This window comes from Nocardia cyriacigeorgica (assembly GCF_010868145.1).
Classification (GTDB): domain Bacteria; phylum Actinomycetota; class Actinomycetes; order Mycobacteriales; family Mycobacteriaceae; genus Nocardia; species Nocardia cyriacigeorgica_D.
The window spans coordinates 151313-177378 of the sequence record NZ_JAAGUY010000009.1 but is presented as its reverse complement, the minus strand read 5'-3'; the positions used below and the strand labels follow the sequence as shown (position 1 = coordinate 177378).

Genomic DNA, 26066 nt, shown 5'->3' with positions numbered 1-26066 from the left:
CTCAATTTTCGAGCGAAGCGAGACCGGGCACAAAGTTCGCGGCCCGTCTCGCGTCTCCGCTGCCGCTGCGCAAGCCGAAGGCAAGCAGCGGTAGCGGAGACGCGAGACACAAAGGGGCCGCGAACACGCGGTGCCGCAGGCGCCGCCAATTACTTCTGTGCGCTGAGCTTGCGGTAGTCGAACACCGTATCGATGATCCCGTATTCCCTGGCCTCCTCGGCCGTCAGGATCTTGTCGCGGTCGGTGTCCTTGCGGATGGTGTCGGCGTCCTTGCCGGTGTGCCGGGCCAGCGTGGTCTCCATCAGACGACGCATGCGCTCGATCTCGGCGGCCTGGATCTCCAGATCCGACACCTGCCCCTGGATGCCACCCTCCAGCGACGGCTGGTGGATGAGCACGCGTGCGTTGGGCAGGCAGGCGCGCTTACCGGGGGTACCGGCGGCCAGCAGCACGGCCGCGGCAGAGGCGGCCTGGCCGAGGCAGACGGTGGCCACATCGGCACGCACGTACTGCATGGTGTCGTAGATGGCCATCAGCGAGGTGAACGAGCCACCCGGCGAGTTGATGTACATGGTGATGTCGCGATCGGGATCGAGCGACTCGAGCACCAGCAGCTGGGCCATGATGTCGTTCGCCGAGGCGTCGTCGACCTGCACGCCGAGGAAGATGATGCGCTCCTCGAACAGCTTGTTGTACGGGTTGGACTCCTTGACGCCGAAGCTCGAGTGCTCGATGAACGACGGCAGGATGTAGCGGGCCTGCGGGCTCGCCGGCGCGATACCGGACAGGCCTGCGCGGGGGTCGATCAGGTTGGCCATCTTCGTCTCCAAAGTCTTGTAAGGGTGTCCGCTCAGTGGCCTGCGCCGTTGGCCTGATTCGCGTGGGTGATCACGTGATCGATGAAGCCGTAGTCCTTGGCTTCGGTCGCGGTGAACCAGCGGTCACGGTCGGCGTCGGCGGTCACCTGCTCGATGGAGTTACCGGTGTGCAGCGCCTGCAGCTCGTTCAGTTCCCGCTTGGTGTGCGCGAACTGCTCGGCCATGATCGCGATATCGGCGGCCGAACCACCGATACCGGCCGAGGGCTGGTGCATCATGATGCGCGCGTGCGGCAGCGCGAAACGCTTGCCCTTGGTCCCCGCGGTGAGCAGGAACTGGCCCATCGATGCGGCGAGACCCATGCCGTAGGTCGCGATATCGCATTCGGCGAACTGCATCGTGTCGTAGATGGCCATACCGGCGGTCACCGAGCCACCCGGCGAGTTGATGTAGAGCGCGATGTCCTTGGTCGGATCTTCGGCCGTCAGAAGCAGGATCTGCGCGCAGAGCTTGTTCGCGATGTCGTCGTCGACCTGGGTGCCGAGGAAGATGATGCGCTCACGCAGCAGGCGCTCGTACACCGAATCACTGAGGTTGAGACCAGCAGTCGCGGATGTCATGACCCCTGCCTGGTTGATTGTCACGGATACCTGCCTTCTCTCGCCGGCTCGTTGCTGACACAAACATTAACGAAGCAGGGCGGCACCGAACTCCCGGTACCGCCCTTCTTCGCTCACAGCGCAATCACAAACCCCTGAAGGGCCCCATCACGCTGGTCTCTCAATGGTTCTTCGCCGCTCGGCTTACTTCTCGTCGTCGGCCGAAGCCTCGACGGTCTCGGCGGTGGCCTCAGCGGTCTCCTCGGCCGAATCCTCCGGCCCACCGAACATTTCGGTGGTGTCGACGGCGTTGCCGTCGGAGTCGGTGACGGTGGCCTGGCCGACCACACCGGCCAGCGCCTTGCCGCGGCGCACGTCGGCGAACACCGCACCGAGCTGGCCCGCCTGCTGCACCTGCTGGATGAACTGCTCGGGCGACATGCCGTAGCGCTGGGCCTGGAACAGGATGCGCTCGGTGAGCTCTTCCTGGCCGACCTGAGTGCCCTCGGCCTCGGCGATGGCGTCCAGCAGCAGCTGGGTCTTCACCGACTTCTCGGCGGCCTCCTTGGTGTCCTTGTCGAACTCCTCGCGGCTGGACCCCTGGGCTTCGAGCGCCTCGGCGAACTTGGCCTCGTCGTGGTCGAAGCCGTGCACGGCGTCGTGCTCGACGGCGTCGATCTCGGCCTTGACCACCGCCTCGGGCAGCGGCACCTCGACCTGCTCGAGCAGCTGCTCGAGCACCTTGTCGCGGATATCGCCGGCCTGCTCGACCTTCCTGACCCGCTCCACGCGGCCGCGCAGATCGGTCTTCAGCTCGTCGAGGGTGTCGAATTCGCTGGCCAGCTGGGCGAACTCGTCGTCGGCCTCCGGCAGCTCGCGCTCCTTGACCGAAGCGACGGTGACGGTGATGACGGCGTCCTTGCCCGCGTGCTCGCCCGCGACCAGGGTGGAGGTGAACTCCTTGGACTCACCGGCCGACAGGCCGACCACGGCCTCGTCAAGGCCTTCGATGAGCTGGCCGGAGCCGACCTCATGGGACAGCCCGGTGGTCGAGGCCTCGGGGACGTCCTCGCCGTCGACGGTGGCCGACAGGTCGATGGAGATGAAGTCGCCCTCCTGCACGGCGCGCTCGACGCCGGTGAGGGTGCCGAAGCGCTGACGCAGCGACTGCAGCTGCTCCTCGATGTCGTCGTCGCCGATGGTGATCGCGTCGACGGTCACCGCGATGGTGCTGTAGTCGGGCAGGGTGATCTCCGGGCGAACGTCGACCTCGGCGGTGAAGGCCAGCTCTTCGCCGTCTTCGATCTTGGTGATCTCGATCTCGGGCTGACCGATGACCTTCACCTCGGAGGTGGTCACGGCCTCGCTGTAGCGGGCCGGCAGCACGTCGTTGACGACCTGCTCCAGGATCGCGCCGCGGCCGAGGCGGGCCTCGAGCAGCTTGGCCGGTGCCTTGCCCGGGCGGAAGCCGGGGATACGGACCTGCTTGGCCAGGGCCTTGTAGGCCTTGTCGAAGTCCGGCTTCAGCTCCTCGAAGGGCACCTCGACATTGATCCGGACCCGGGTCGGGCTCAGCTGCTCGACGGTGCTCTTCACGGACATGCTCCTTGTTCGTAGTTCATTGGTCGTTGACGTCGGTGGTCCCCCCGATCGCATCCCCGCAAGGTTAGTCGACCGGTGCCCACGTCCTGCAATCGGTCGTTGGGTATCGGCCCAGCGCGCCGGATACATCGTCACGAGATACGGAGAAACAGCAGATCACCGGGCAACGCACGACCCACGGCGACCTCGAGGAGCCCGTTCGCGGCCCGGCCAAGGGGCCGCGAACACGCCGCGCCAGCGGCAGATCAATCCGGCACGTCGACCGCATCGGTGACGAAGACAAGGGTCTCGTTCGGCTTGATGCCGTTACCGCCCGCACCGTAGCCGAGGTCCGGCGGGATGATCAGCAGCCGCCGAGTACCCTCCTGCACACCTTCCAGGCCCTGGTCCCAGCCCGGGATGACCATGCCCGCACCGAGCGTCAGATCGAACGGCTGGCCGCGGTCGAAGGAGCTGTCCAGCTTCTGCTTGTCCGACCACGTCACCAGGGTGTAGTTCATCTCCAGTTCCTGGCCTGCCTGCGCGCCGGGGCCGGAGCCGACGACCAGGTCCTTGACGATCAGTTCGGTCGGTGCGTCGCAATCGTCCGGAATGGTGATGGTGGGGGCCTCACCGAAACCGCCGGTCACGCCGATGTCGTCGGCGGTGCATGCGCGGCCGGTGGACGGTTTGGCGGTGTTCCCACCGGTAGCGGCCGCGGCGCTGGTGGTGGCCGCGCTGGTGGTGGCCGCGGCGTCGGTGCCGGAGCTGTCGTCCGAGCCGCAGGCGCCCAGCGCGAACGCGGCGGCGGCGATGGTGGCGATACCGATGATCCTGGCGGAGGTAGGCATGCCGCGCACCCTAATCGACGTCATCGTCCGTAGCTGCCGCAGGCCACAGACGAAGGCAGACGAGCCTCCGACTCCGCCGCGCACCCGCAGTGAGGCCGAACTGTGCCCGAAGTACTGGGCCGGGACGGGATACCGCCGGTAACCTGACGGGGAATCTCCATCCGGTGCGTGGCACGAACGTGAGGAGAGTCGCCAATGGCACAGCCGGCCGGTTCCGACGGTAATCCAGCTGCCGAGGACACCTCGGCCGACAATGTCGGTGGCGGCGGCGGGATCTCGGTAGCACCACGCCCCTATCGGCTCACCGATGCTCCGGGCCCGCTCGACACCGAAGAACTCGAGGCCGTGGACGCCTGGTGGCGGGCCGCGAACTACCTGTCGGTGGGCCAGATCTATCTGATGGCCAATCCGCTGCTGCGCCAACCACTGCGCGCCGAACACATCAAACCGAGGCTGCTCGGCCATTTCGGCACGGTACCTGGCCTGAATCTCGTGTGGGTACATGCCAATCGGGCGATCCTGGCCCGCGATCTGAACGCCGTCTTCATCGCCGGTCCCGGCCATGGCGGTCCAGGACCGAATGCCTGCGCCTGGCTCGAGGGCACCTACTCGGAGCTCTATAGCCATGTCCCGCGCGACCTGGACGGTATGCGTGCACTTTTCGCGCAGTTCTCCTTCCCCGGTGGCGTGCCGAGCCACTGCGCGCCGGAAACACCAGGCTCGCTGCACGAGGGCGGTGAGCTGGGCTATTCGCTGCTGCACGCGTTCGGCGCGGCCTTGGACAATCCGGATCTCACGGTGTTCTGCGTGGTCGGTGACGGCGAGGCCGAGACCGGGCCGCTGGCAGGCAGCTGGCATGCGAACAAGTTCCTCAACCCGGGCCGCGACGGCGCGGTACTGCCGATTCTCGCGCTCAACGAATACAAGATCGCCAACCCGACCATCCTGGCGCGGATACCCGAACCCGAGCTGATCTCGTTGCTGCGCGGTTACAGATATGAGCCGCTGGTGGTGTCCGGCCGGGATCCGGCACAGGTACATCAGGACATGGCCGAAGCGATGGACACCGCGCTGGAGCGGATCGCTCAGATCCAACGTGCGGCGCGGGGCGGTGGCGACGGCACGCGTCCGCATTGGCCGATGATCGTGCTGCGTACTCCCAAGGGCTGGACCTGTCCCCCTCTGGTGGACGGTGATCAGGTGGAGGGCACCTTCCGTGCCCATCAGGTGCCGTTGCCCGCGGCACGCACCGACGACGGCCATCGGGCGGTGCTCGAACGGTGGATGCAGTCCTATCGGCCCGCAGAACTTTTCGACGAATCCGGGGCGCCGGTATCCGAGCTGATGGGGCTGGTGCCGTCCGGTGACAAGCGAATGAGCGCGAACCCGGTGAGCAACGGCGGCGCCCTCGTGCGCGATCTGCGGCTGCCGGACTGGCGGGATTTCGGCGTCGAGGTGCCTGCACCCGGCGCCACACACCACGAGGCCACCCGCGTACTCGGCGGCTGGCTGCGTGAAGTGACCGCGCGCAACGTGCACAACTTCCTCACCTTCGCGCCGGATGAGCTGGCCAGCAATCGATTACAGGACATACTCGAGGTCACAGGGCGCAACTGGCAGGTCGAGATCGACGAATTCGATGTCGATCTCGACCGCAGCGGCCGGGTGATCGAGGTGCTGTCCGAGCACATGTGCCAGGGCCTGCTCGAGGGGTATCTACTCACCGGCAGGCACGGGGTGTTCACCTGTTACGAGGCGTTCGTGCACATCGTGGACGCCATGTTCAACCAGCACGCCAAATGGCTGGACGCGAGTGCCGCGGTGCCGTGGCGGCAGCCGATTCCGAGCCTGAACTATCTGCTCTCCTCCCATGTGTGGCGCCAGGACCACAACGGATTCACCCATCAGGACCCCGGATTCCTCGATGTGGTGCTGAACAAGAAGCCCGAGATCGTGCGGGTGTATCTGCCACCGGATGCCAACACGCTGCTGTCCACCTTCGACCACTGCCTTCGTTCCCGCCATTACGTGAACGTGGTGGTGGCCGGTAAACAGCCGCAGGCCGATTGGCTGTCGGTCGATGCCGCCGCGCTGCACTGTGCGCGGGGCATCGGTATCTGGGACTGGGCGGGCAACAACGACGAACTCGGCGCCGAGCCCGACGTGGTGCTGGCCTGTGCGGGCGACGTGCCGACCCTCGAAACGCTGGCCGCCGCGGCCATCCTGCGTGACCGCCTTCCCGAGCTGCGGATTCGGGTGATCAATGTGGTGGATCTGATGCGACTGCTGCCGAGTACCGACCATCCGCACGGACTCCCCGATTCCGAATTCGACACCCTGTTCACCCGCGGTCGCCCGGTGATCTTCGCCTTCCACGGCTACCCGTGGCTGATCCACCGCCTGACCTACCGGCGTACCAACCACGATGGGCTGCATGTGCGCGGATACCAGGAGCGCGGCACCACCACCACACCGTTCGACATGGTGATGCTCAACGATATGGATCGCTACCACCTGGTGACCGACGTGATCGACCGCGTACCAGCCCTTCGCGACAAGGCCGGCGGGCTACGTCAGCAGATGCAGGACGCGCGTCTGCGAGCACGGGCGTGGACCAGAGAGCACGGCGAGGACATTCCTGCCGTCGCGGATTGGACCTGGCCGGGACAGTAATCGCTTGCCACCGGCGTGGCGGCTCCGCGACGATCACTGGATGTTGTCGAACGACCGGCGCACCGCCGGCCTGCCCGCCGCCGAGACCGGGGACTACGACGCACCGCACGATCGGCGCGAGCTCACCGGCCCGTTCGATGTCATCGGCGACGTGCACGGCTGCCGGGCAGAGCTGGAGACGCTGCTCGGCACTCTCGGCTACCGGCTGCACCGCGACGGATCCGGGCGCCCCGTCGGCGCGGACCACCCGGGCGGACGCACCGCCGTCTTTCTGGGCGATCTGGTCGATCGAGGGCCGGATACTCCTGGGGTGCTGCGGCTGGTGATGGGCATGGTCGAGGCCGGAACCGCGTTGTGCGTGACCGGAAACCACGAGAACAAGCTGGTGCGCGCACTCGACGGCAAGAACGTCCGGCTCGCCCACGGAATCGCCGAATCGCTGCGGCAGTTACGGGAGGAGAGCGCGGGATTCCGCAGGGCCGCGCGCGAGTTCTGCCGGGAATTGGTGAGTCACTATGTACTCGACGGCGGAAAGCTGGTCGTGGCCCATGCCGGACTGAAGGAAGAGCTGCACGGCCGCGATTCCGGCCGGGTTCGGGCCTTCGCCATGTACGGCGAAACCAGCGGCGCCACCGACGAATACGGGCTTCCGGTGCGTTATCCATGGGCGCACGACTATCGCGGGAGGGCAGCGGTCCTGTACGGCCATACCCCGGTGGCCGACTTGGTCTGGGTGAACAACACCCTGTGCCTTGACACCGGTGCGGTGTTCGGCGGCAGTTTGTCGGCCCTGCGGTATCCGGAGCGGACAACCGTGTCGGTGCCCGCCGAGCGAGTCTGGTGCGAGCCGGCGCGGCCGCTGCCACCGGTGGCCATTCCCTGACGATCATTGCCCGAAGTAATGAAACGGGTTACATTCGGAGGCAGCGGGTCGCTTGCAACTGCTAGCAGTGAGCAAGCGGCCGGGCGGATACACAGACAAAGGAGTCTGAACCATGCCAGCTGCCGGCACCGATGGTGCGCGGGCCGAGGACGCTGTCCCGCCCGCCGCCCGCATGCTCATCGATGACCGCTTCACGCCGGTGGCCATGAAATTCTTCGCGATGTTTCGTCGCCGCAGCCATGGCGGCGCCTCGCTGGCGGTGTATCTGGACGGCAACCCGGTGCTCGACATCTGGGACGGATGGGCCGACGCCGAACGACGCTGGCACGGCGACACCATGGCGCTGGCCTATTCGACCGGCAAGGGCGTCGCCGCCACAGTGGCGCACCGCCTGATCGAGCGCAGCATCCTCGCCCTGGACGAGCCGGTCACCGCCTATTGGCCCGAGTTCGCCGCCAACGGTAAGGAGCGCATCACCGTCCGCGAGGTACTCAACCATCGAGCAGGCCTGCAGCGCACCCGCGGACTTCTCGATGACCCGGCGGACATGCTCGACCACGATGCCCTCGCCGCCGCACTCGGCGCCGCGGCGCCCGACCCCCTTCGCCTGCGCGCCTCCGGCTATCACGGACTGACTTTCGGCACGCTGGTCGCCGAGATCGCCCAGCGCGCGACCGGTCGGCCGTTCCCCGAGTTGGTACGCACCGAACTGACCGAGCCGCTGGGACAGGACGATCTCTGGTTCGGCGTCCCCGAACACCATCGGCACCGGATCGCGCCGCTGTCACCGCGGTTGCATGTGGCGCGGGTGCCGCTGGATCGACTGACCGGGCTGACCGGTTCGGTCCGGCCACTGACCGCCCTGCGCGGGGTCGTGTACGACGGCTGGGCGGAGATGAGTCAGAGCGAGCGACCGTACACCGCGATGATGCCGGGCTGGAACGGCGTCTTCACCGCCAGAGCCCTGGCCGCGATGTACGGCGCGATCGCCAACGACGGGCGGTTGGGACATCGGCGATTGCTGAAGCCGGAAACCACCCGCATGATCGCCAGGATGCCGGCCAACAGCCGCTTCGATTATGTTCTCGGCGCACCGCCCCACCACGCGCTCGGCTATCACCGCGGCATCGTGGGAGCCACCCTGACCAGGCATGCGCTCGGCCATTACGGCATCGGCGGCTCGGGCGCCATGGCGATGCCCGGCCTCGGACTATCGATTGCGTTCGTGACCAATCGTCTCGGCAATCACGCCATGGCGCTGGGCGACGCGCGACTGCCGATGCTTGCCGCCGCAGCGGTCCGCGCCGCCCGCTCGGCGCGGCGTGAGGCCCCGTCGGAACTCGCTGCCGCCGCGAGTTAGACAGCCGCACTGCATCCGGCCCGCACCGACATCGGACCGCCTTGGCGCGGGTTCTCGCCGCGACCTTCCATCGCGCCCACCCACGGACCGGATCGGCGTGAGCCCTCCAGCTTTCGCCACCCTCCTGCCTGATTGTTGACACTGATCTGCTCGAACATGGCGTGCCGCGCAGGCGCGTTCATCGTTTCCCGCGCGTAGACCGCGATAGCGCGGGGGGTCTTGTTGTCGCGCCCGGCAACGATGCCCTCGGGGTCGGCGGCGTGCCCGAGATCGCACACCTCCCGGCGGAGATGCCACCCCTCGCGAAGCGCGTCCGTGCAGTCATCCGCCCCGCGGTGTCGACCAGGGACGACATCCCGCCCACTCTCGCAGCCGCCGGTCGGCGCCGAGCCACGCTTCCCAGTTACGGGAATAGCGGCACGGCAATCATCGTCACATCGACTATCGTACCGCTATATAACGACACATTAAATGGGTCAGGCAGCGCCGGGGCCCACCTGCCGACCCGATGCGGGGCACTGGCACAACGAACGGAGCAGTCCATGAGCACCTCCTACCGCGGCACGGTCCGCAAGATCCTGGCCACCACAGCTCTCGCCGGCGCCCTGGCTCTCGCCCCCGCCGCCGTGGCTCCGCAGATCGCCGCCGCGCTGCCCGGCGGCGCCGACGCCACAGTGTCGGCGAGCCGCGGGGACAGCCACGGCAGTAGCGACAGCGGGACCGACAGCGACAGCGACAGTTACGGCGGCGGATACGGATACGGCGATGGCCGGGGTTACGGCCAGAGCCGTGGCTACGGTCAGGGTCGCGGGTACGGCGATAGCAACAGCAACTCCGGCATGCGCAACTCCTCCAGCGCCGTCGATTCCGATAACAAGCCCGGCTACAGCAGCCGCTGCCACGGCGAGTGTGGCCCGGACTAATCCGCGCCGGGACCGCCCCCGACGATAGAATCAGCGCCCGCGCGTCCGCCGCGGGCGCTGCGGTCGTTGTTCGGACTCCCGTTGGACTCGTTCGGCGAGCTCAGGGGGAACATGTCGCGCTATGTCGTTGCGCGAGGAGATCATCAACTTCTGCCGGATGCCTGCTACCTGCGCGTCTACGGTGCGGATCGAGCTGTGCCGCCGGCTCGCGATCGCGCTGTTCGGCCACCCGGCTGCCGCGAGGATCGCGACGTCGCACTCGGCCTGCGACAGGGCGAGCCACAGTTGCGAACGCCGCGCCGATTCCGCCCGTAGACCGTCCTCGGGCCATGGGCCCTCACCGAACGCGGCGGCCGACACCTCCATCGCCAGCCGCAGTTCGGCGGCGACCAGTGGCATTGCGGCGACCGCCACGCCCATCGTGCGGTCGAACTCATCGAAACTTCCCACCAAACGGGCGATCTCGGTAGCCATCGATACCGCCGAGCGCCGATCGCTCTCGGCGCACAGCAATTGCGTCTTCGCCACAATGCGCGCGGCGACAGCCCAGATAGCCGTCCAGCTGTCGCTATCGGCTCCCTGGTCGGCGGGCACCGCGTCGATCGTCTCCAGCGCTTCGCGGGGATGGCCATGTTTGGCCAGCGCGATCGACCGCGTGATCTGCGCCCAAGCCTTCGACAGGTTCGACCCGGACGTCGTCGCCCGCTCCAGATACCGCGCGGAGCTGTCCAGTGCCGCGGCCCGGGAATCGAGCGTCGCGCGGCACAGGGCAAGAAACATATCGCTGCCCTCGGCTCCCGCGTGATCACCTGCGTCCGCGTACTTGCGGCGGGCCCGGTCCAGCACACCGATGGCCCGCGGATCACGGCGAACCAGCATCAGCTCGAGCCCCCAGGTCCATTCGACGGGAGCGGGCAGGCCGATATCGGTCTCGGCGGTTTCGCGCCACGGCGCATCGGCGTCCGTACCGGTTCGGCATAGCGTCACGCATTCGTCGAGCAGCCGAGCCGCGTACTCGTTTCGGCCCTGCCATATGGCGTTCCACGCGAGCATCGCGGACGCTCGCACCCGATGCCGAGTCGCTTCCGGCGGTGAGCCGCGAGCGGCTTCCAGCGCCCGCTCGGTCAGCCTGGTGACCGCCCACCCGCCGCATCGGATGGACGGGATCCAGGTCGCGAGTAGAACCGCGGCCGTCTCCAGCGCGACCACGGCGGTGTCGGGATCATCCAGGCCGGTATCTATGCCGAGAAGGATGTTGTCCCATGCGGACCGGACCCACTGCACCCAATCGCGCTCACGGGGTCCGAACCAATCATCTGCCCCGATCACCACTCGGTCCCGGTAGTAGCACCGATGCCTGTCGGCCATACGCGCCGCTTCGGCGGGGTCCCTGCGCTGCAGGCGATCCCGTGCGAAAACCCGCACACTCTCCACCACGTACCACCGCACCGACGCGACGCTGAGGTGGGTGGACAGCAGCGATCGCTCTGCGAGCCGCTCGAGCAGAAACTCGATTGTGGTCGGCGGCAGCATGTCGTCCGCGCACACCGCGACGACGTCGGCGAGCTCGATACCGTTGCGCACCGATTCCGCGCCGTCGGTCTCATACCCGGCCGCAAAGACCGACAGCCGCTCCAACAGCAACTGCTCGGCGGCACCGCACAGGTCGTACGACCACGCGATGACGTCGTAGACGCCCCGATGACGTTGCTCGTTGCCCGCACGCACACCATGCGACCAGCGCATCCGTTTGTCGTCGATATCTCCGGTCAGTTCCCGCAACACCATGGCAGCGGGCTGGTGGCGCAACCTCGCCGCGGCCAGCCGGACGAACAGCGGGCTGTGATCAATATGGCGACAGATCTGTTCCGCGATCTCGATCTGCGCGGGATCGTCGGGAATCGGCCGCCCGGTGCGTTCTGCACGCCTGCGGAACAGGTCGAGTGACTGCCTCGGCGACAACGGCGGCACTGTCAGGATGTATTCGTCGATCCAGCCGATCGGCTCGCGGCTGGTGGCGAGAATGGTCAACCCCGGCACGGCGGTGAGCAGCTTGGTGATCACCCGGCCGACACTGTCGAGTACATGTTCACAGTTGTCCAGCACAAGGATTCGCCGATCCCCGGCAGTCGAGTCGTCGGTGAAGGTGTTCATCAGCAGATCCCACTCCGACGGTTCGGTCCCGTCGGTCCGCACCACCGACCGCACCACGTCCTCGTCCACAAGGGCACCGTCGCGTTCGACCTCGGCCAGCTGGGCCCAATACACCGGTTGTGGCCGATCGTGCTGGGCGCGCCGCAAGGCTTCGGCCGCCAGCCGAGTTTTGCCGATACCGCCGGGCCCCACCAGCGTGACCAACCGTGCGCCGTCGGCGAACAGGGCATCCAGACGTTCCAGCTCCGCCGTGCGGCCGACGAACTCACTCACTCCGAGGTACTCGTGCGCGGATTCGGAGAGCACTCCGCCGGGCACCGGGAACATGACCATTTGTCATGAACTTAGCCGATGAATTGCTCGACGACGGACAACATCGTCGAAGGGCCCTCGCCCGCCGGCGCCGCGCACCGCCGGCGAGCTCAGCTCGCGACGCGCGCCGCGTGCTGATAGCGCATTCCGACGACGGCACTGTCGAAGGTCATGACATCGACGAGCTGCAGGCCCGCGGCTTCCGGCCCGCTGTGGAACAACCGCGCTCCGCCGCCGAGCAGCACCGGGTGGACGAAGAGCCGGTACTCGTCGACCAGATCGTGGCGGATGAATGTGGACGCGGTCTCGGCGCCGCCGAACAGCACCATGTCGCAGCCAGGCCGGTCCCGCAGCGCCGCGACCCGCTCGACCATGTCCTCGCCGATCACATCGGTATTCCACTGCGCGGTCCGCAGCGTGCGGGAGAAGACGATCTTCGGTTTCTGCTTCCAGCAGCGCGCGAAATCGAGGTAGAACGGCGAGATCCCCCGGGCCGTATCCGTCGGCCAGAACGATGCCATGATCTCGTACGTTTTGCGGCCGTAGAGGAACAGGTCGGCCCCGCGCAGATCGTCCAGCGACGACTCGCACAGCTCCTCGTCCACGACAGGCCAGTGGACCTCGTCATCCGGCCCTTCGGCGAAGCCGTCGAGCGATATCTGCATCCATAACGTCACGCTTCCCATTCCAGGCAACCCTCACTGTCCCTACCCGTGCGACAGTGTGAATTGTGGGCCCGGATCGCGGCAACGCGCATCGGTAGTTCCGCGCAGATCTACCTAGGTAGAACCGGCCCGACGGCCGACGGCGACCGGCACGGTCGGTGATCGGGCTCTACCTGGAACTACAGTTGGCCCGCGCTTCCACTGGGCAGTGGCAGGCCGAACGGCAGCCCACCATGGTGTCCCGGAGTGTGCGGAGCCGGTGAAGGCGTGCCATCGTCACAGTGCGCGCCTTGCTGCCACGGGGCACAGGGCGGATCGGCATTCTCCCGGGGCTCCGGTGTGGGCGACTGCGGGAAGAACGGGCTGAACGGATAGCCCGGATCGGGGAAAGGCCAGCGGTCGGCGTGCCAACCGAGGCCGGAATCATGGTGTTGGCCAGGGTCCGTCGGCGCCGGTTGGCCGGTGCCGGGATGGCCGGCATCGGATGGTGCGGGCACATGCGGCGTCTCGCCGGTGCCCGGCAGGGTTACGGTGCCGGAGTCGTTACCACCCAGATCGGGTAGTCCGTCGGTCGGGAGGCCGACATCGGGTGCCCCACCGCCGAACCCACTGTCACCGGCGGTGCCGCCGTCACCGATCCCGCCGCCGATGCCACCATCCCCGAAGCCCCCACCGATGCCACCGTCACCGAAGCCGCCACCAGCTCCCCCGTCGCCGAAGCCGCCGAGGCCTCCGTCACCGAAGCCGGTGTCACTCACACCGACCGCGCCGCCACCGCCGACCCCGGCTACCGAATCACCGGCGCCCGCACCGTCCGCGAGTACGTACCCGGTCGCGTGTGCGGGAGCAGCTGCGGCGAGGCTCGCGACCGCCGCCGGACCGAGTGCGAGAGCCGCTGTGATCGCTGCGCCCGCCAGCCATGTGGGTGCCCGACGGGTTCCTGTGAACGCACGCATCGCCATCACTCCGTTCCTCACAGATCCACCGGGATCGGACAGGGTCGAACACCCTATCGTTAGCGCTGATTAATGTACCGCTAACTAGCGGCACATTAATCGCGGGAAAACCACCACGTATGGGAACTCGGAGAGGTTCAGGATTCGGCGGATAGCTCGCCGAGCTCGGTGTCCTCGTCGAAATACCGCGCAACGAAACGGTTCACCAGCTCTCCCGTCATATGCCCTGGCACGACTCTCGCCACCTCGAGGCTCTCGGCGAGTGCTGTTCGATCCGCCGCGGTCCGCGCGGATCGCTGATAGGACTGCCAGGCAGTGCGGTGGAACAGCTCCACGAATCGCCGGGCGATGCGGTCGGCGTCGGTGCGGGCCTTCTCCAGCTCGGCCAGCATGTCGTCGGCGGGGATACCGGCCGCTTCCATCTGATCGAGGATATGGATCAGTCTGCGATCGGCCGGGCGATAGGTGGTCGCGTCGACGGGTTCGTAGAGGCCGGCCGCCACCACGCGCGTCAATCCATTGGGGACGGTGCCGTAGTGCTGCGCCAGTTCGGTGGCCGGGATGGTTTCCTCGCCCGGGACGCCCTCAACGGTGTCGTCGACGACGTCATCGGAGACACCGAGCACGTCGCCGAGGTCGTCACCGCGATCCCACGCCTCCAGCAATTCCCTGATGCCGTTGAGTTTGATGCCCCGGTCGAGCAGGCGGCTGATGGTGCGGACCCGGTTCAAATGCTCGGCGCCGTAGAAGCCCGTGCGTCCCTTGACCTGCGGTGGCGGCAGCACCCCGCGCTCGTGATAGACCCGCAGGCTACGCACCGTTGTGCCGGCCTCGCGAGCAAGCTCGTCGATCGTGTACTCCACACGCCCAGCCATATATCAAGGAAACCACATCCGACGGTGGTCGAGCGGGCGTGCGCGGTCGCGGCGAGTCCGTGACCTGGACGATCAGGCGCCCTGAGGGCGCCAGGAGGTGCGGCGCGCGGCGGCGCGGCGCTCGTCCTCCGACATACCACCCCAGATGCCATAGGGCTCGCTTACCGACAGTGCGTAGTTGCGGCACTGAGCCAAAACCGGACAGCTGTCACAGATCTGCTTGGCGCGTCGCACCCGCGCGGCGCGGGCCCGCCCGCGCTCGCCATCCGGATGGAAGAACACCGCCGATTCCACCCCGCGACAGGACCCGCGCAATTGCCAGTCCCAGGCATACGCGGCCGGGATGGTGCGCTCGATCACGGTGGTCATACCTGGACTCCTCATGCTGCGAGTTCGTGCCGCTGCCAGCCTAAATTCTCCCCATATGTGGGAACCGTCACGTAATTCGCGGTCCGCCACCCTTCCCGCCCATGGCAATTCGCGACACAGACCATGGGGTAGAACGCGCCTATTCTTCGGTCATGACCGATACGCCGGGGCCTCGGATCAGTGTCGCCGAGCGCGAACGCGCCCTGCGCGAACTGTCGCATCATCTCGGGACGGGACGCATCGACCTGGACGAGTTCGAGACCCGCAGCGCCGCCGTGGCCGCGGCGAATCAGCCGGCCGAACTGGCCGAACTGTTCACCGACCTCCCCGGCGTCGTCCCGGACGCCGCTCCCCTGACCTCACCCGGTAACCCGGTACCGGCGATCGCGGCGGCGGGTGTCGTCGTGCTCGCGGTGGTGCTGGCGCTGGTGTCGGGTAGCTGGTGGATGCTGCTGGTGGTGCCTATCATCGCGGGCGCGGCGGCGCTGGTGGCCGTTAAACGGCTTTCAGGCGCACGTCGGACCGACACCTGAGCTTGTCACCAGCGGCTGCGCGGCCGCACGTGATTGGCGAGGTCGACCAGCCGGTACCGATGCAACCGATCGGGTGCGGTGCGCGCGAGGGCACGCAGGCAGGTCTCGAGCCCGCGACTCAGCCCCGGCTCGGTGAACGGAAATCCCAAGATCGTCGCGCACGTGCCGGAGTCGGCGCGGCCCGCACGCAACCATTCCAGCGCCGCACCCACCACGATGACCTGCAATTGCAGCGTGCGCGGCTCCTCCGGCAGTGATTCCAGCCGTTCCGCGGCCTCGCGCAGGTCCTCAGCGATGATGTCGGTGATCGGCCGCGATACCAGCAGCAGGCATCCGGTCATCCGAGCGATGATGTGGTGCCGCGATGCTGCGGGCACCTGATCGAGTACGCCGACGGCCTCGAGCAGCTCACCATCGGCCGCGAGCCTGCGGGCCAGCCCGAATGCCGCACTCACCACACCGTGATTGGTGCGCCACACCATCCGGTGATATTCCATGGCAGCGCTGTGCCAGCGGTCGGTATCGTCGGGCAGCTCGAGGTGCTGCAGCACCAGCTCGGCAGTGGCGGCCAATGCGAGCGCGGGCGCGATCTCGCCGGGCAGCACGGTGTGTACCTCGTCGAAACAGCCGTAGGCACGTTCGTAGCATCCGTCGAGAAGATCGGCGATGCCCGAATACCACTGGATGCGCCAGTCCGTGCCGAAACGTAGGCGCAGTTTGTCCAGTTGCGCACGGGCCGGGGCGATCTCCCCCAGATCCAGGTGGGCGCGTACCGCCGTCAACGGGCCTTCCAGATCGAAGGATTCCGGCGCCTTGATGGTCCCGGAACCGATCCGGCCGGTGGTGCGCTCCAACACGTCGAGGATATGGCGCGGATCACCGTGCAACAGGGTGGCCAGCAGTTCGGCGCTCGGGTCTTCACTGTCGATCAGCGGAATCGGCAAGGCCGCGACGACGCTGACCGCGTCGACCGAGAGCATGCGGTGCATACCGTCGACCATGCCGTCGGTCTGGCCGATGAGTGTTTCGATTCCGAAATCGCCACGCATGGAGCCGAACTCCGTCGACGCCTGCGGATGTTCCAGGCCGGTGTCGGCAGCGAGCACCATACGCAGCACGCCCGCGAGCTGGCAGTACATGGAGTAGGCGGACGGGAATCGGCGCAGCGGGTCCGGGTCGGTCGCGCGCAGGAGCAACCGGTGCAGGAACGGGTAACGACGCAGCATCGGCTGGTGTGCAGGCGACGGAGCGCCGGGTAGATAGTGGCCTTCGGAGTCAGTGGGCAGATCGAACAGCAGGGCGGCCAAGGTGCGGCCGACCGCGTAGATATCGGATTCGACTGTCGGCCCGGTCTGCAGGATCTCCGGCGCCTGATAGCCGGGCGTGCCGTAGATACTGCCGTAGGACTCCATGGCGGCGACCGCACCGAGGTCGATCAGCTTGACCTCGTCGTCGCCGACCATGATGTTGTCGGGTTTGAGATCGTTGTAGGCCAGGCCGATAGAATGCAGATAGTCCAGTGCGGGGAGCACTTCCATCAGGTAAGCGATGGCCTCGGCGACGGGTATGCGGGCTGGTGCACCGAGGTCGAGCATCGACTTGAGCGAATGCCCTCCGACGTACTCCATCACGATGTAGCCGTCGGCCACCTCGCGCGCCGACTTGTGCTTGACGAAGTTGTAGATCTTCACCACGCCCGGATAGGCCACCTCCGACAGAAACTGTCGTTCGGCGAGCGCGACGACATGCGCCTCGAAATCGAGCGGGTTCTGCAGCCCCTTGAGCACCACCCAGCGATCACTGACATTGCGGTCGATCGCCAGGTAGATCCAGCCGAGACCACCATGTGCGAGACAACCCTGCACCTCGTATTGGTCGGCAACCAGCTCACCGGCTCGCAGCGCGGGCCGGAAATTGAACGGCGACCGACATCGACGACATTCACCGGCGACCGCGCCGGGGCCGTCGGCGGTGGCGCGACCGATCGAATCCTGGCAGTTCCAGCAGAACCGTTTGTGCTCAGGGACTTCAGGGTTCTCCAAGACTGCCGAGAGCGGATCGGACTCGGTGACTCGGGGAACGACGACGAGGCCCGCGCCGAGGCGACGCACACTCGGCCGTGAGGGGGTGGTGCGGCCCGAACCCGTCCCCAGCTCGTCGAGCTCTGCCAGATCGAAGTCGTCGAGTCCGGCCGGGGTCGTCGCGGACGGACCGTCCTTGGCCGCGCCAGGTTCGTCCGCGATCAACGATGGAGGTGAAACACGCTGGGATAGTTCGGCTTTGGACACGCGCCGGGTGGACCAGTGTGGCGCGAGGCGGTGGGGCACCTCCATACCGCGCATCCGGCGATCAGCCCAGGCGGGCAGGCGCTGCTGGTCGGACGTGCTGGGCTGTTCCGGCATGTGAACCCCTAGAACCCCTAGAACCCGTTGAACCGAGCTCTCATTCTGCTGCGCCGCGAGACTGCGACGCGTCGCCCCCTATTCCCGAAATTGGGAATACCGCTGCCCCGGACTATGCGTCCGGGGCAGCGGGAGGTGTTCATTCGTCTTCGGGCTTCTCCAGAATGACCACCGCTTCGCGAGAATCCTTGCGCGGCCGCTCGGCAAGCACCGGGAACTGCCCGGTATGACCGCCACGGATCTGGGCGAGCTGCGCCACCCGTTTGCGGGCCATGAACCAACCGCCGACAAGGGCGGGGATCATGATGGCACCCATGGCGATCACCGCGCCACGCTGCACCTCGTCATCACTGAAGGCCATCAGCGCAACGACGCCGACCAGGAACATCAAGGTCGCGACGCTGGTGTAAGGCGCACCGATCAGCCGGAACGACGGCCGCTCGACCTTGCCCTGTTGCGACCAGCGCCACAACTGCAACTGGCACAGGACGATCGCGGCCCAGGCGAAGATGGTGCCGAGCGCCGATACGTTGATCACGATCTCGAATGCCTTCTCCGGCACCATCGCATTCAGGCCGACACCGAACAGCGCGATCGCGCCGGTGGCCAGGATGCCGACGTACGGCACACCGGACTTCGACATCCGTGCAGCCACGATCGGTGCGCTGCCGTTCATCGACATCGAGCGCAGGATGCGGCCGGTGGAGTACAGCCCGGCATTGAGGCTGGAGAACGCAGCGGTGAGGACGACCAGGTTCATCACCGAACCGGCCCCCTCGATACCCAGCTTGGAGAAGAAGGTGACGAACGGGCTCTCACCGGACTTGAACGCGGTGTAGGGCAGCAGCAGGGCGAGCAGCACCAGCGAACCGACGTAGAACAGCGCGATCCGGGCGATGACGGAGTTGATGGCACGCGGCATCACCTTCTCCGGGTTCTCCGTCTCGCCTGCCGCCGTGCCGACCAGTTCCACCGCGGCGTAGGCGAAGACGACACCCGTGGTGACCAGAACCAGCGACAGCATGCCGGTGGGGAACAGACCGCCGTTGTCGGCGATCACGCTCGGGCCCGTGGTCTGACCCTTGATATCGAACCGGCCCGCGAGGAACACCGTGCCGACGATCAGGAAGGTGACCAGCGCGACCACCTTGATCAGAGCCGCCCAAAACTCCAGTTCACCGAACCACTTGACCGACACCATGTTGATGGCGACAACCAAGATCAGCGCGATCAGCGCGATCGTCCATTGTGGTATAGCTTCGAACGCTCCCCAGTAATGGACATAGGTGGCGATGGCGGTGATGTCTACGATCCCGGTCATGCACCAGTGGAAGAAGTACATCCACCCCACTGCGAAGGCGAGCTTCTCACCGTAGAACTCGCGGGCATACGAAACGAACGATCCCGAGGACGGGCGATGCAGAACGAGTTCACCCAGGGCTCGCAGGATGAAGAACACGAACACGCCACAGATGGCGTAGACGATGAACAGGCCGGGCCCGGCGCTGGCGAGCCGGCTGCCCGCGCCGAGGAACAGTCCGGTGCCGATGGCGCCACCGATGGCGATCATCTGCAACTGACGCGGGCGAAGGGACTTGTGATACCCCGCGTCCTCGGCGTGCAGCGCGTCGACCGACGTCGCCGGCGCGCCCTCCTCGGGCAATGCGGCCTGCGCCGGCGCCGAGTTAGGTCGAACAGTGGTCATGGTGATGGCCTTTCCTGTGGCGGCGATCATATCTACGGGTAATGTACCGCTAGACAGCGGCACGTTCAATAGGTATCTACCCCTTGTAACGTGCTGGAAACCAAGAACTTTCGGAATTGCCCGCAAACGACCACGTTCGCCCAGGTCATAGCCGATTGATCGTACCGATACTGATCGGTACGCTATTTGTTGTCACTCGCGGATGGAGCGGATATGGCGTGGTTCGATCGGGAATTCATCGCGGTCCCGGAGACCGCAACGGGCCAACTCGTCTACAAGTGGCCCGACGTCAACATCCGCCGCTACAGCCGCGCCATCGTCAATGCCGATCAAACCGCGCTGTTCGTCAAATCCGGCCATGTCGTCGCCACAATGGGGCCCGGCCGCCATCGTGTCGACGCCGATGAGCTGCCCGTGCTCGGTGCGCTCGTCGACACGTTGTCCGGCGGGAACTTCTATCGCGCGGAACTGTATTTCGTCTCCACACGCGAGTTCGCGGGGATCAAGTTCGGTGGCCGGCTGGCCGATATCGTCGATCCGGTCAGCGAGCAGGTGGTGACGCTGCGAGTATTCGGCGAATTCGCGCTTACCGTACGAGATCCGGGGCAGTTGATCACCGGTCTCGCGGGCACCGCCGACCTCACCGACCCTGCTGCCCTGAACTCCTGGTGCGCGGAGCTCCTGCTGAAATCGATGAAGGTCGCGGTGACGCAGGGCATTTCCCGCGGCGAGTGGCCAGTGCTCGGCCTATCGGGCCATTTGCCGCCGATCGAGACCGCGGTGCTGCGACAGACCAACATCACACTCTACGAATACGGCCTACGCATCGTCAGAATGGGCAACTTCGACATCACCCTTGCGCCCGAGGATGCCGACCGGTTGAAGCGGCTCGCCAAGGATGTCACCTATATCCGGCTGGCCGGAGACTTTCGCCAGTACGCCGCCGGTGAGCTGGCATTGGGTGCGAGCCAGGGGTTCGCGCACGGCGGCACGGGTTCCGATACCGGATTTCTCGGCGCGGCGCTCGGCCTGAACGCGATCAACCAGCACACGAGCGCGCCGCCGCAACCCATGCAACCCGCTCCCCCGCCACCTGTACCTGTTCCTTCGCAGCCCACACCGGCCGCTTTGCCCGCCGCAGCCACCGACAACCAGACCTGCCCTGCTTGTACCGCGCAGAATCCGTCGGCGGCCCGCTTCTGCATGCAGTGCGGGCAACAGCTGGCCCGACGACCGCGGCACTGTTCGAGTTGCGGAGCCGAACTCGTCGCCGCGGCCAAATTCTGTGGTGACTGCGGAGCACCCGCGGGCCCCTGACCAGCTCCCGCACAGGCCGATGGGCCGGCGGCATACTCGCCACCGGCCCATCGCATCGACGACTGCGGTATCAGCCCATGGTGCTCGCGACCACGCTGGATTCCCCACCGGCACTGACCATTCCGCGCACCTGCCGTGCGGCGACCGAGAGGGTCGCCAGATCGTAGGTGCCGGAGTCGAAGATCTCACCGAGCGCGGCCGCGGCCCTGGCCAACCGGGATCGGTTCGTCGATTCCCAGTACTCGATCTTCTCCGCGACAGTGTCGTCGGGTTCGGTCGCGGTCGACACGTCGAGGGTGAGCAGCCGCAGCGATTCGTACAGGTCGTCGCGGACTGCCAGCCGTGCCAGCGTCGGCCACCGGTCACCGTGCTCGAGTTTGCCGACCGCGGTGAGCAGCCGTTCGATGTCGAGGTGCTCGTTCAATGCGAAGTAGAGCACCGCGACCTCGTCGGCGTCGCGTTCGGCGATATCGGCGATATCCAGCACATCCAGCAGCGGGAACAAGTGGATCAGCCGGAATACCTCGGCGGCCAGATCATGCGGAGCACCGAGGGCAACGGGACCCCGTGACCGTGCGGTGAGGTCCTCGGTGAGATAGCCGGGCATCCAGTCCGACACCCGGCCGGCCAGCGCCGTCACGCCGTCACGGTAGCGGGCGATATCGGCGCCGATGGCGATGGGCTGCGGCCGATTCAGCAACAGCCACCGTGACGCCCGTTCGAGAGTCCGGCCGGTCTCCAGTTCCAGAGCGTCACGCGCCGCGGACGGAATGGGGGCGGTTCGGATTCGCTGCCAGATCTCACGCAACCCGAAGATCTCGACCGCAGCGGTGAACGCACGCACCGCATCGTCGGTGGTTGCGCCGACCTCTTCGGCCAGGCGGAACGCGTAGGTGATGCCGCCGTAGTCGACCAGATCGTTCACGACCATGGTGGCCACAATCTCGCGACGCAGCGGATGCCTGCGAATGGCCGCTTCGAAGCGGGTGCGCAGCGGGGTCGGGAAGTAGGCGGGCAGCACCGACGCGAACGAAGCGCTGTCGGGCAGTTCGCCCGCCAGCAGATCGGCCTTCAGCGACAGCTTGACATGCGCAACGACATTCGCCAGCTCGGGTGAGGTGAGTCCGGTGCCGTCGGCGGCCCTGCGCGCCAGTTCCGCATCGCTTGGCAGCGCTTCGAGCCGCCGGTCCACTCCACGCCGGGTTTCGAGTTCGGTGAGCAACCGGCGGTGCACGGCCGATCGGGCCGGGGCGTCGGCCCGGCACAGACCCATCCGGTAGTTCTGCGAGATGTTGTCGCGCAGCACGAGTTCGGCGACCTCGTCGGTCATCGCCGCCAGCAACTCGTTGCGTTCATTCGCATCGAGGTCGCCGCTGGACACGACCGCATCCAGCAACACCTTGATATTGACCTCATGGTCGGAGCAGTCGACACCCGCGGAGTTGTCGAGGGCGTCGGTGTTCATCCGGCCGCCGGTGCGGCAGAACTCGATCCGCCCGAGTGCGGTGGCGCCGAGGTTGCCGCCCTCGCCGATCACCTTGGTCCGCAGCTGGTTCGCGTTCACCCGCACGGCGTCGTTGGATTTGTCCCCGGCGTCGGCGTTGGATTCGGTGCTCGCCTTGATGTAGGTACCGATACCGCCGTTCCACAGCAGGTCGACCGGCGCTTGCAGGATGGCGCGAATCATCTCCGGCGGTGACAGGGTGGTGATTGCCGGGTCCAGCCCGAGGGCGGCGCCGATTTCCGGCGAGACCGGGACAGCCTTGGCAGAGCGGTCGTAGACACCACCGCCAGCGCTGATCAGCGACATGTCGTAATCGGCCCAGGACGAGCGCGGCAGGTCGAACATCCGCCTCCGCTCAACGTACGAAGACGCCGCATCCGGACTCGGATCCAAGAAGATATGCCGGTGGTCGAACGCCGCCACCAGACGAATGTGCTCGGACAACAACATGCCGTTACCGAACACATCACCACTCATATCACCCACACCGACAACCGTGAAATCCTCGGCCTGGGTGTCGATCCCCATCTCCTGGAAGTGCCGCTTCACACTCTCCCAAGCACCCCTTGCCGTAATCCCCATCGCCTTGTGGTCGTAACCGACCGAACCACCCGACGCGAACGCGTCACCGAGCCAGAAGCCATAGCTCTTGGCCACCTCGTTGGCGATATCGGAGAAGGTCGCGGTGCCCTTGTCGGCTGCCACCACCAGATAGGTGTCATCGGGGTCGCGGCGCACTACCCGCGCGGGCGGCAGCACCGCGCCGTTGGTGTGATCGACATTGTCGGTGACGTCCAGCAGGCCGGAGATGAACGTGCGATAGCAGGCGACACCTTCGGCCATCATGGCCTGACGATCCACGCCGGGATCGCCGGTGACCGCCGGGGGCTGCTTCACGACGAAGCCACCCTTGGCGCCCACCGGAACGATCACCGCGTTCTTGACCGCCTGCGCCTTCACCAGACCGAGAATCTCGGTCCGGAAATCCTCCAACCGATCCGACCAGCGCAAACCACCACGCGCCACCGCACCGAACCGCAGATGCACACCCTCCACCCGCGGCGAATACACGAAGATCTCGAAACGTGGCCGCGGCTTCGGCAGATCGGCGATCGCCTGCGGATCGAATTTGAACGACAGGTAGCTCGGCGCGTTGCCGTCCTGATCGCGACGGAAGTAGTTGGTGCGCAACGTGGCGGTGATCAGCTCGAGCACGGCGCGCAAGATCCGGTCGGTATCCAAGCTGACGACCGCATCGATCTCCTCGCGCAATCGCTGGGAGATCGCGGAGATCCGGCTCTCGGATTCAGGGCCCGCCGAATCCGGATCGAAGTAGGCGTCGAACAGTTCGATGAACGCCGCCGCCAGGGCCGGATGGGCCAGCAGCACCCTGGTGATATTGCCGAAGGTGTAGGCGAATCCGGCCTGCTGCAGGTACTTCGCATAGGCCCGAAGCACCGCGATCTGCCGCCAATGCACGCCGGCGCGCAACACCAGCTCGTTGAGGCCGTCGACCTCGGCGTCACCGAACCACATGGCCGCCACCGCTGCCGGGAAACGCTGCCGGATACCGGAAGCCTGCTCGGCCGCGTGGCTCAGCAGATCCGCCTCCATCTCGGTGTCGAGCGAATCACGCAGCACCGAAGCGGGCACGCGCAGGGCGAAGTCGTAGATCCAGCGCAGCGTGCCGTCCTCGCGTGCGATCCGGTACGGGCGCTCGTCGACCACCTCGACACCGAGGCTGTGCAGCACCGGCAACACCCGGCTCAGAGACACACCCGCGCCCGCGACATACAGGGTGAACCGCCACTCCCCCGAGGGCGCGTCGTCGAGGCGGTACAGCGTCGTATCGATCTCACCGTCGCCGAGCTGCTCCAGCCTGCGCAGATCCGCCAGCGCCCGATCGGCACCGAACTCCTGCTGGTAACTCGCCGGGAAGGCGGTGGCGTAGTCGGTCGCCACCGCCCGGGTGATGCCGGGAACGCCCGCGGCCGCCGCGACCACCCGGTCCGACCAGGGACGAGTCGTGGCGAACAGGATGTCCTGCACACGTTCCCGGTTGGCCTCGGACAGATCCGCCTCCACGCCCGGCGCGCGGTGCACCGTGAAGTACACGACCGCAAGTTCCGATTCGGTGACTCTGGCCGAATAGCTGATCTGGTCACCCGCGAACTCCGCGACCAGGATGTCCTGCATCCGCAGCCTGACCTCGGTGGAGTACCGATCACGCGGCATGTAGACCAGGCAGTAGACCGCACCGCTGCGCGCATCCTGGCGAAGGAACAACCGGATCTGGCGCCGCAGGCCGAGATTCATGACCGCCGAGACGGTTTCGAAGAGCCTGCGCGCGTCGGTGGAAAACAGCTCGACCCGTGGGAAGGTCTGCATCACCTCGAGCATCCCCTGGCCGGAGAACGAATTCAGGTCGAACCCGGCCCATTCGATGACCTGATGCACTCGACGCGAAATGACCGGAATGTCGAGGATGTTCTCGTGCAGCGCGGTCACCGTGAAAGTCCCGACGAACACATGCTCGCCCTTGACCGCCGCGACGGTATCCCCGGAGGCACCCGCCCCACCCGGATCGGTCGTGGCGTACTCGGCGACACTGATGAAGTACAGATTGCGCGAACCCGGGATCAACGAGTCCACCGAGCCATTGGCCAGTCGCAGCACCGGGCGTCTCGCGCCGAGCACCGGCACCGGGATCTCCGCGCCGGAGCTGTCGCGGAGTACACCGAGCCCCGTTCCCGGCACCGGCCACATACCGAACTCGGCGTCCGGGGTCGGGCTGGTGCGACGCATCCGGTAGTCGCTGTAGCCGAGCACGGTGAAATGGCCGTCGGCCAACCAGCGCAGCAGGCGCGCGCATTCGGCGATCTCCGCGTCATCGGACCATTGCGCGGTGCGGTCGAGCCGGTTGGCCACTGTGGTCATCGACCCGACCATGGCGGGAGTGTCGTCGGTGACCGACCGCAGATCGCTGAGCACCTGTGGCAGCGCCTGTTCGATCCGGTCGAGCGTCTCGTCGGTCACGGCCGGATCGAGCTGCACATGGATCCACGACTCCGGGTAGCTGTGCGCGTCGGCGGGGTCGCGGCGGACACCGTCACCGTCGCGCGCGGCAATCGCGCGCAGGTCGCCTGTCTCGTCACGGGTGACGTCGAAGACCGGGTGCACGACCTCGGCGACGGTGGCGCCGAGGCGATGCAGCGCCGAGGTGACCGATTCGACCAGCAGCGGCATATCGTCGTTGACGATCTGCAGGGCGAGGCCGAGTCCGCAGTCGTCGTCTGCACGATAGACCCTGGTCGAGACGGTCCCCGGCGCGCGGTGCGCGGCCAGCTGCAGATGATGGCGCAGAATGTGGCTCGCGCGATCGGTAATGGTCAGGGTCGTCGAATCGGGCCGGATCCAGCGGAAGTAGGCAGGCTCCAGCTCGGTCGGATCACCCCTGAACTGTGTCGCATCCATCGCGTTCTGTGTGGTAGTCACCGTTGACCTGCGCCTTCCGCAATCATCCAGTCGGGTACAGAGGAAAATACGTTGTTTAACGTACCGCTATATAACGGTACATTAGTTAGAG

The 26066-nt window shown here is 66.6% G+C and carries 18 protein-coding genes and 1 pseudogene; 6 read left to right on the top strand and 13 right to left on the bottom strand.

Annotated features, from left to right (window positions below):
- Window positions 1–149: 149 nt before the first annotated feature.
- From GV792_RS13855 to GV792_RS13840, 4 genes are all read right to left on the bottom strand, one after another.
- Window positions 150–818, bottom strand: coding sequence for an ATP-dependent Clp protease proteolytic subunit (locus GV792_RS13855; protein ID WP_163824495.1), 669 nt, complete (start codon window positions 816–818; stop codon window positions 150–152).
- Between the two features lie 32 nt (window positions 819–850).
- Window positions 851–1438 (bottom strand): ATP-dependent Clp protease proteolytic subunit, encoded by a 588-nt coding sequence (locus GV792_RS13850; RefSeq protein ID WP_163824494.1) that lies wholly within the window; start codon window positions 1436–1438, stop codon window positions 851–853.
- A gap of 183 nt (window positions 1439–1621) precedes the next feature.
- Window positions 1622–3013 carry a trigger factor gene (tig, locus tag GV792_RS13845; RefSeq protein WP_163824493.1) on the bottom strand — a complete coding sequence of 464 codons (1392 nt, stop codon included), beginning with the start codon at window positions 3011–3013 and terminating at the stop codon, window positions 1622–1624.
- A 251-nt stretch (window positions 3014–3264) separates the two neighbouring features.
- A complete protein-coding gene (locus GV792_RS13840) occupies window positions 3265–3849 on the bottom strand; it encodes an FKBP-type peptidyl-prolyl cis-trans isomerase (RefSeq protein WP_163824492.1) in 585 nt (194 codons plus the stop codon).
- Between the two features lie 195 nt (window positions 3850–4044).
- Here GV792_RS13840 and GV792_RS13835 point away from each other — a divergent pair, with 195 nt between their 5' ends.
- From GV792_RS13835 to GV792_RS13825, 3 genes and pseudogenes are all read left to right on the top strand, one after another.
- Window positions 4045–6522, top strand: a complete 2478-nt coding sequence (locus GV792_RS13835; RefSeq protein ID WP_163824491.1) for a phosphoketolase family protein — start codon at window positions 4045–4047, stop codon at window positions 6520–6522.
- Between the two features lie 106 nt (window positions 6523–6628).
- A pseudogene (locus GV792_RS13830) lies at window positions 6629–7390 on the top strand (metallophosphoesterase); the annotation flags it as partial.
- 127 nt (window positions 7391–7517) lie between these two features.
- Complete coding sequence (locus GV792_RS13825; RefSeq protein WP_163824490.1) at window positions 7518–8765, top strand: serine hydrolase domain-containing protein; 1248 nt, start codon at window positions 7518–7520, stop codon at window positions 8763–8765.
- On the opposite strand, the gene GV792_RS13820 is transcribed toward GV792_RS13825, so the two are convergent.
- The gene (locus GV792_RS13820) at window positions 8762–9043 is read right to left on the bottom strand and encodes a hypothetical protein (protein ID WP_163824489.1); all 282 of its coding nucleotides are present in this window, start codon (window positions 9041–9043) and stop codon (window positions 8762–8764) included. The genes GV792_RS13825 and GV792_RS13820 overlap by 4 nt on opposite strands.
- A 264-nt stretch (window positions 9044–9307) precedes the next feature.
- Here GV792_RS13820 and GV792_RS13815 point away from each other — a divergent pair, with 264 nt between their 5' ends.
- Window positions 9308–9688, top strand: a complete 381-nt coding sequence (locus GV792_RS13815; protein ID WP_163824488.1) for a hypothetical protein — start codon at window positions 9308–9310, stop codon at window positions 9686–9688.
- Window positions 9689–9718: 30 nt separating this feature from the next.
- On the opposite strand, the gene GV792_RS13810 is transcribed toward GV792_RS13815, so the two are convergent.
- From GV792_RS13810 to GV792_RS13790, 5 genes are all read right to left on the bottom strand, one after another.
- Window positions 9719–12175, bottom strand: coding sequence for an ATP-binding protein (locus tag GV792_RS13810; protein ID WP_163824487.1), 2457 nt, complete (start codon window positions 12173–12175; stop codon window positions 9719–9721).
- Between the two features lie 89 nt (window positions 12176–12264).
- Complete coding sequence (locus tag GV792_RS13805; RefSeq protein WP_256668177.1) at window positions 12265–12840, bottom strand: dihydrofolate reductase family protein; 576 nt, start codon at window positions 12838–12840, stop codon at window positions 12265–12267.
- 158 nt (window positions 12841–12998) lie between these two features.
- The gene (locus GV792_RS29060; protein ID WP_175582932.1) at window positions 12999–13775 is read right to left on the bottom strand and encodes a hypothetical protein; all 777 of its coding nucleotides are present in this window, start codon (window positions 13773–13775) and stop codon (window positions 12999–13001) included.
- A 137-nt stretch (window positions 13776–13912) separates the two neighbouring features.
- Entirely contained in the window at window positions 13913–14650 is a 738-nt protein-coding gene (locus GV792_RS13795) for a MerR family transcriptional regulator (protein WP_163824486.1), read from the bottom strand.
- Window positions 14651–14722: 72 nt separating this feature from the next.
- Window positions 14723–15019 (bottom strand): WhiB family transcriptional regulator, encoded by a 297-nt coding sequence (locus tag GV792_RS13790; protein WP_163824485.1) that lies wholly within the window; start codon window positions 15017–15019, stop codon window positions 14723–14725.
- Between the two features lie 152 nt (window positions 15020–15171).
- On the opposite strand from GV792_RS13790, the gene GV792_RS13785 reads away from it, so the two are divergent.
- Window positions 15172–15552 carry a DUF1707 SHOCT-like domain-containing protein gene (locus GV792_RS13785; protein WP_163824484.1) on the top strand — a complete coding sequence of 127 codons (381 nt, stop codon included), beginning with the start codon at window positions 15172–15174 and terminating at the stop codon, window positions 15550–15552.
- A 5-nt stretch (window positions 15553–15557) separates the two neighbouring features.
- Here the strand turns inward: GV792_RS13785 and GV792_RS13780 are convergent, their stop codons facing one another.
- A complete protein-coding gene (locus tag GV792_RS13780) occupies window positions 15558–17798 on the bottom strand; it encodes a serine/threonine-protein kinase (RefSeq protein ID WP_256668178.1) in 2241 nt (746 codons plus the stop codon).
- Between the two features lie 295 nt (window positions 17799–18093).
- Window positions 18094–19659 carry an amino acid permease gene (locus tag GV792_RS13775; protein ID WP_256668179.1) on the bottom strand — a complete coding sequence of 522 codons (1566 nt, stop codon included), beginning with the start codon at window positions 19657–19659 and terminating at the stop codon, window positions 18094–18096.
- 213 nt (window positions 19660–19872) lie between these two features.
- Between GV792_RS13775 and GV792_RS13770 the strand changes: the two genes are divergently transcribed.
- Complete coding sequence (locus GV792_RS13770) at window positions 19873–20976, top strand: SPFH domain-containing protein (protein WP_163824482.1); 1104 nt, start codon at window positions 19873–19875, stop codon at window positions 20974–20976.
- 70 nt (window positions 20977–21046) lie between these two features.
- On the opposite strand, the gene GV792_RS13765 is transcribed toward GV792_RS13770, so the two are convergent.
- Complete coding sequence (locus tag GV792_RS13765) at window positions 21047–25954, bottom strand: NAD-glutamate dehydrogenase (RefSeq protein WP_163824533.1); 4908 nt, start codon at window positions 25952–25954, stop codon at window positions 21047–21049.
- Window positions 25955–26066: the final 112 nt, after the last annotated feature.

What these genes read in the sequence shown, in the direction of transcription:
- GV792_RS13855 (WP_163824495.1), bottom strand. Translation starts at nt 818, where the DNA reads ATGGCCAACCTGATCGACCCCCGCGCAGGCCTGTCCGGTATCGCGCCG.
- GV792_RS13850 (WP_163824494.1), bottom strand. Translation starts at nt 1,438, where the DNA reads ATGACATCCGCGACTGCTGGTCTCAACCTCAGTGATTCGGTGTACGAG.
- GV792_RS13840 (WP_163824492.1), bottom strand. Translation starts at nt 3,849, where the DNA reads ATGCCTACCTCCGCCAGGATCATCGGTATCGCCACCATCGCCGCCGCC.
- GV792_RS13835 (WP_163824491.1), top strand. Translation starts at nt 4,045, where the DNA reads ATGGCACAGCCGGCCGGTTCCGACGGTAATCCAGCTGCCGAGGACACC.
- GV792_RS13825 (WP_163824490.1), top strand. Translation starts at nt 7,518, where the DNA reads ATGCCAGCTGCCGGCACCGATGGTGCGCGGGCCGAGGACGCTGTCCCG.
- GV792_RS13815 (WP_163824488.1), top strand. Translation starts at nt 9,308, where the DNA reads ATGAGCACCTCCTACCGCGGCACGGTCCGCAAGATCCTGGCCACCACA.
- GV792_RS13810 (WP_163824487.1), bottom strand. Translation starts at nt 12,175, where the DNA reads ATGGTCATGTTCCCGGTGCCCGGCGGAGTGCTCTCCGAATCCGCGCAC.
- GV792_RS13805 (WP_256668177.1), bottom strand. Translation starts at nt 12,840, where the DNA reads ATGGGAAGCGTGACGTTATGGATGCAGATATCGCTCGACGGCTTCGCC.
- GV792_RS29060 (WP_175582932.1), bottom strand. Translation starts at nt 13,775, where the DNA reads ATGCGTGCGTTCACAGGAACCCGTCGGGCACCCACATGGCTGGCGGGC.
- GV792_RS13795 (WP_163824486.1), bottom strand. Translation starts at nt 14,650, where the DNA reads ATGGCTGGGCGTGTGGAGTACACGATCGACGAGCTTGCTCGCGAGGCC.
- GV792_RS13790 (WP_163824485.1), bottom strand. Translation starts at nt 15,019, where the DNA reads ATGACCACCGTGATCGAGCGCACCATCCCGGCCGCGTATGCCTGGGAC.
- GV792_RS13785 (WP_163824484.1), top strand. Translation starts at nt 15,172, where the DNA reads ATGACCGATACGCCGGGGCCTCGGATCAGTGTCGCCGAGCGCGAACGC.
- GV792_RS13775 (WP_256668179.1), bottom strand. Translation starts at nt 19,659, where the DNA reads ATGACCACTGTTCGACCTAACTCGGCGCCGGCGCAGGCCGCATTGCCC.
- GV792_RS13770 (WP_163824482.1), top strand. Translation starts at nt 19,873, where the DNA reads ATGGCGTGGTTCGATCGGGAATTCATCGCGGTCCCGGAGACCGCAACG.
- GV792_RS13765 (WP_163824533.1), bottom strand. Translation starts at nt 25,954, where the DNA reads ATGGATGCGACACAGTTCAGGGGTGATCCGACCGAGCTGGAGCCTGCC.